At 38.7% G+C, this 5,007-nt stretch carries 4 protein-coding genes; 2 read left to right on the forward strand and 2 right to left on the reverse strand.

The annotated features are described in order from the left end of the window. Positions 1-103 precede the first annotated feature (103 nt). Positions 104-1,111, reverse strand: coding sequence for a LacI family DNA-binding transcriptional regulator (locus ACOVQ4_RS11855; RefSeq protein ID WP_421820854.1), 1,008 nt, complete (start codon positions 1,109-1,111; stop codon positions 104-106). Between the two features lie 391 nt (positions 1,112-1,502). Between ACOVQ4_RS11855 and ACOVQ4_RS11860 the strand changes: the two genes are divergently transcribed. Together ACOVQ4_RS11860 and ACOVQ4_RS11865 are read left to right on the forward strand one after the other, a co-directional pair. Beyond that, positions 1,503-2,654, forward strand: coding sequence for a galactokinase (locus ACOVQ4_RS11860; RefSeq protein WP_421820855.1), 1,152 nt, complete (start codon positions 1,503-1,505; stop codon positions 2,652-2,654). Positions 2,655-2,734: 80 nt separating this feature from the next. Continuing rightward, entirely contained in the window at positions 2,735-3,772 is a 1,038-nt protein-coding gene (locus ACOVQ4_RS11865; RefSeq protein ID WP_421820856.1) for a UDP-glucose--hexose-1-phosphate uridylyltransferase, read from the forward strand. Between the two features lie 84 nt (positions 3,773-3,856). On the opposite strand, the gene ACOVQ4_RS11870 is transcribed toward ACOVQ4_RS11865, so the two are convergent. Further along, positions 3,857-4,840 (reverse strand): c-type cytochrome, encoded by a 984-nt coding sequence (locus ACOVQ4_RS11870; RefSeq protein ID WP_421820857.1) that lies wholly within the window; start codon positions 4,838-4,840, stop codon positions 3,857-3,859. Positions 4,841-5,007: the final 167 nt, after the last annotated feature.

Below are 5,007 nucleotides of genomic sequence, written 5' to 3' on the forward strand. Positions count from 1 at the left end.
TCTTGAACTAGTAACTTCAATTTTGTCCAGTAATCAGACTGTTAACTAATAACGTTTTCCTACTTAGATTTTTAAAAAGTAAATTATCCCTCCAAAACCCCACTTAATGTACAATTAGTTTGGTATTTACTAGGATATCCTCGGGTTCGAGAGGTTCATTTTCAGCACGGATGATTTTTAACAAGAGTTGTGCCGCTTTTTCTCCCATTTGGTAAGCGAACTGCTCTACCGAGGCCAAGGGAGGGTTGTCCAAATAGGTAGTAATCGGAAGATTTGCAAAGCTCACAAACATGATATCTTTGTTGGGAATAAGCCCCTTTTGTTTGCAGGCTTGCATTGCATAAAGTGCCACATAATCGTTGAAACAGAATACTGCTTCTGGCAAATCTTCGCAGTTTAGCAATTCAATCATCTTTTTAGTTGTATCTTCCTTGCTCAAGTCAGTAGACTTGATATAATTTTGAATAATTGGGAGATTAAATTTTTTCATTGCACCCCAATAACCCATCAAGCGTTCATCAGAGATTTCTAAGCTAGCTGGGCCGTTCAATATCGCCACTTTTTTGATTCCTTTTTTTGCCAAAAAATCAATTACTTCAAATGCCGCATCCGCAATATTACCTCTTACTTTATTTACGGGAACATCTTTGGGCGCGCGGTCGAAAAATACAATAGGGATACCATATTTCTCTAATTCTCGAAATTGATAATATTGTGTTGTTTCGGCCGAAATCGAGGCTATTACTCCATCAACCCGACTGCTTATAAAAGATTTGATGGCTCTGTTTTCTCTTTCTAATTTATCGCGAGATTGACTAATGACTACATTATAATTTTCGGCAGAAATAACATCTTCAATGGCGGTAATCGCTTGTGAGAAAAACTCTTCCTGAAGGTGTGGCAAAACCACCCCAATCGTATATGTTTTATTTTTTTTGAGCAAAATCGCCGCTGGATTAGGAACGTAGTTGAGTTTTTGTGCCATTTCAAAAACCTTTTCTTTTGTTCTTAAACCAATGCGTGGATGATTTTGTAGTGCGCGCGAAACCGTCGAAATCGAAATATTCAAGGCTTGCGCTATATGTTTGATGGTTACTTGTGTCTTTTGCATATTTTTGAGGAAGTCCTAAGCCTTGGCTTTTGGAACTGCTAAATTACAAACATTCCTCCAATAGTCTTAGTCTGATTTGTGTTTCCTAGAATTGTGCAAATCTGTGCAAATGTTTGATTATTGGGTTTGAAGGGTATTTTAGTTCAGTTTTGGTAAAATACGAGTTATGACTTAATAAAGGGTTAGTTTTTTGCTTAAAAAATTGATTTCTTTGAATATCCATTTATGCCAACTGTATTAAAAAGCGTTTTAATTGTGTTTTTTTTAGCTGTTTGGCCTTTAGTGACTAGTGTGCCTACAGTCTAAATCGGGAATTTCTTTTTTAGAATTCATCGAAAAGTACCAAGGCTATGGCATCTTACCTTATTCAATCTTATTGAAACAACTTAACATGTATCCTGAATCAATCATCAAAAAATTTGTCGATACCTTCTCAGCTGAACCTGCCATTACTGTTCGTGCTCCTGGTCGTATCAATCTCATTGGCGAACATACAGACTACAACGATGGCTATGTTTTGCCGGCAAGTATCGATAAAGCAATTTACTTTGCTATTTCTCCACGTACCGACAACGAATGTCATGCAGTAGCTTTCGATTTGGATAGCTCGACTGTTTTTTCGGTAAATAATCCTGTAGCATCTGAGCATTCTTGGTGTAATTACTTGATTGGGGTAGTAGATGAACTTCAAAAAGCAGGTAAGAAATTTGGTGGTTTTAATGTAGTTTTTGGCGGAGATATCCCTTTGGGTGCAGGGGTTTCGTCGTCGGCTGCAGTAGAAACGGGTCTATCTTTTGCCCTAAACCATATTTATAATTTGGGTTTATCGACACTTCAAATGGTGCAGGTTTCGAAGGCGGCCGAGAACAATTTTGTAGGGGTAAATTGTGGTATTATGGACCAGTTTGCTTCAATGTTTGGCAAAAAGGATTCTGTAATTCGTCTAGATTGTCGTGATCTTTCATTTGAATATTTCCCTATTGCTTTGCCCGACCATGTAGTGGTGCTTTGCAATACTGGTGTAAAGCATTCATTGGGAGATTCTGAATACAATACTCGTCGCTTGGAATGTGAGGAGGCGCTAAGAACCCTTGCTTCAATTTTTCCTGAAATAGGCTCTTGGCGTGATGTAACTTTTGAGATGTTGGCCGAGGCCGAACCACTGATGACTGAGGTAGTTTATCGTCGTGCAAAATATGTTGTTGGCGAAATCGAGAGGGTTGTAGTAGCCTGTGAAGCTCTTTTACAAAATGACTTGGGTACTTTTGGAAGAAAAATGTATGAGACTCACCGTGGGCTTCAGCATGATTATGAAGTAAGTTGTCCTGAATTAGACTTTTTGGTGGAACAAACCAGAGAAAATATGGCCGTAATAGGCTCTAGGATGATGGGTGGAGGCTTTGGCGGTTGCACTGTCAATATTGTAGAAAAATCACAATTGGATTCATTCATCGCTGGCTTGACAGAGGCTTACCGAAAAGAATTCAACCGTGAGTTGGTCTATTATGTTGTAGCACTAACCAATGGTACCGAAATAGTATAAATGTGTCTTGTCGATATCCAATCGTCATATTACAAAATCAAAATAGCTAATAGCCTATCGCCGATAGCTTACCGTCTTTTATGAATTTTAATGAAAATCCACATCGTAGATATAACCCACTTACCGAAAGCTGGGTATTAGTATCACCGCACCGCGCGAAGCGTCCTTGGCAGGGTCAGGTAGAAAAGTTAGCCAATGACGAACGTCCAGCGCATGATCCTGAGTGTTATTTGTGTGCAGGAAATACGCGAGCCAATGGCGAAGTAAATCCTAATTATGAGCAAGTGTATGTTTTTGATAATGATTTTGCTGCATTATTGAAAGACACGCCAGACGAAAAATACGAAGATGGCGAATTGTTTTTAGCAAAAACGGAAAAAGGTGTTGGTCGTGTAATTTGCTTTTCACCTGCTCACAACCTTACCGTTCCAGAAATGTCGGAAGAGGGAATCCGTGCTGTAGTAGATGCTTGGGTTGAGGAATACAATACTTTAGGAGCAAAGGATTTTATCAATTATGTTCAGATATTTGAGAATAAGGGTTTTGTAATGGGATGTTCGAATCCTCATCCCCATGGTCAGATTTGGGCACAAAGTAGTATTCCAGATGAGCCACAAAAGAAGCAAAATGCTCAAGCTAAATATTGGGCAAAACACAACCGTTCGCTTTTGGCTGATTATTTAGAAAAAGAATTAGAAAAAAAGGAACGAGTGCTATTTGAGAATGAACATTTTGTGGCTTTAGTACCATTCTGGGCTGTGTGGCCATTTGAGGCTATGTTGATTCCAAAACGCAAAATGGCTCGTATCAGTGACATGACTACCTATGAGCGCGATGCTTTGGCAAATGCCTACAAGCGCCTGACTGTGAAATACGATAATTTATTTGAGACATCTTTTCCGTATTCTGCGGGTATTCATCAGGCACCAACCGACGGCTTGCCACATGACGAATGGCATTGGCATTTTGTATTTTATCCACCATTATTGCGTTCGGCAACCGTCAAGAAATTTATGGTGGGTTACGAAATGTTGGCTAATCCACAAAGGGATATTTCAGCAGAAAAGAGTGCAGCAATTTTAAGAGATTTATCAGAGGTGCATTATAAAAGTATCTAGTAAATTAGCGAATTGTGATTGAGTGTATAAAGATTAACCATTTGAAAAGTCCCTAATCACTCAATCACAAAACGCCTGAGTTACTTATATTTCAGAAGTAAATTTGACAACCTTATTTTTTACAGGTTTTATACTCCTTAAATAGGCATAAATAGCCTTTAAATCTTTTACCTTCATTCCGCTATACATTGTCCAAGGCATCATAGTTTGAAATTGACCTTTACCAACTTTTGGAGATTGGTAGGTACTTTCTCCGTATGCTTTAAATCTAGCCACAAAAGCTTCTTCAGTCCATTTCCCAATCCCTGTTTCAGGGTCTGGAGTAAGATTGGGCGAAACTAATGTACCAAATCCTGGCATTGGAAATACGAACCCTCCTGCATAATCCATTCCTGGTACTTTTCCTCCTTTATCGTCTGGTTTGGTATGGCATTCTCTGCAAGAAGCTACCGTAATGAGGTATTCCCCATACTTTAGCACATCATCTTCACTAGGTTTTGACATAGCTTTAGCTTTCTGCGGAATGGTATTAATGATAAAATTCATTGGAAAATCCGATGAAGAGGGAGGTGGTGTATTTTCAAGGGGCTTTAGAGTTCTGATATAGGCGATAATATCATTGGCATCTTGTGGATCCATGGAAGCGTAATAAGGGTATGGCATTATAGGAAAAAGGGCATGTCCGTCTTTACTCACACCAGTGGTCATAGCTCTGTAAATTTCACCATCAGTCCAATTTCCTATACCCGATGGAGTGATATTTTTTGCAGTATAGCTGCCGGGGAAACCTAAGCGATGATCAAAAGTTTCACCGCCTTTGCCTTCTGTTCCTGCAATAGGAGGGGCAGCAAATAGGGTATAATCCCTCGTACTGTGACAGTCAATACAAACCGCTACGTGATTTGCCAAATATCTCCCATTTTCGATAGAGGCGGCGTTGGATTTTATACTTATTTCTGGCGGAGGACCAACATCAGGAAGCGCAAACGATACATAAGAAAGAATACCTACTATGCCAATTATTACTACCAGTAGGAATAGTAATAGCATTTTGCTTAATTTTTTCATAGTTTATGGGGTTATACATTGTAGGGTTTATGATAAAATTATCTTAAATACCTAAGAAAAATATATATATCCAATCAAACTATTTGAATCTTATTAAATGGTATCTGTTTGTAAATGAGTTAATTGTGTTGGAGTTGGTGGCAAAGGTCTGATTACTGGACAAAATT

It is taken from the genome of Flectobacillus sp., from assembly GCF_049240685.1.
Taxonomy (GTDB): domain Bacteria; phylum Bacteroidota; class Bacteroidia; order Cytophagales; family Spirosomataceae; genus Flectobacillus.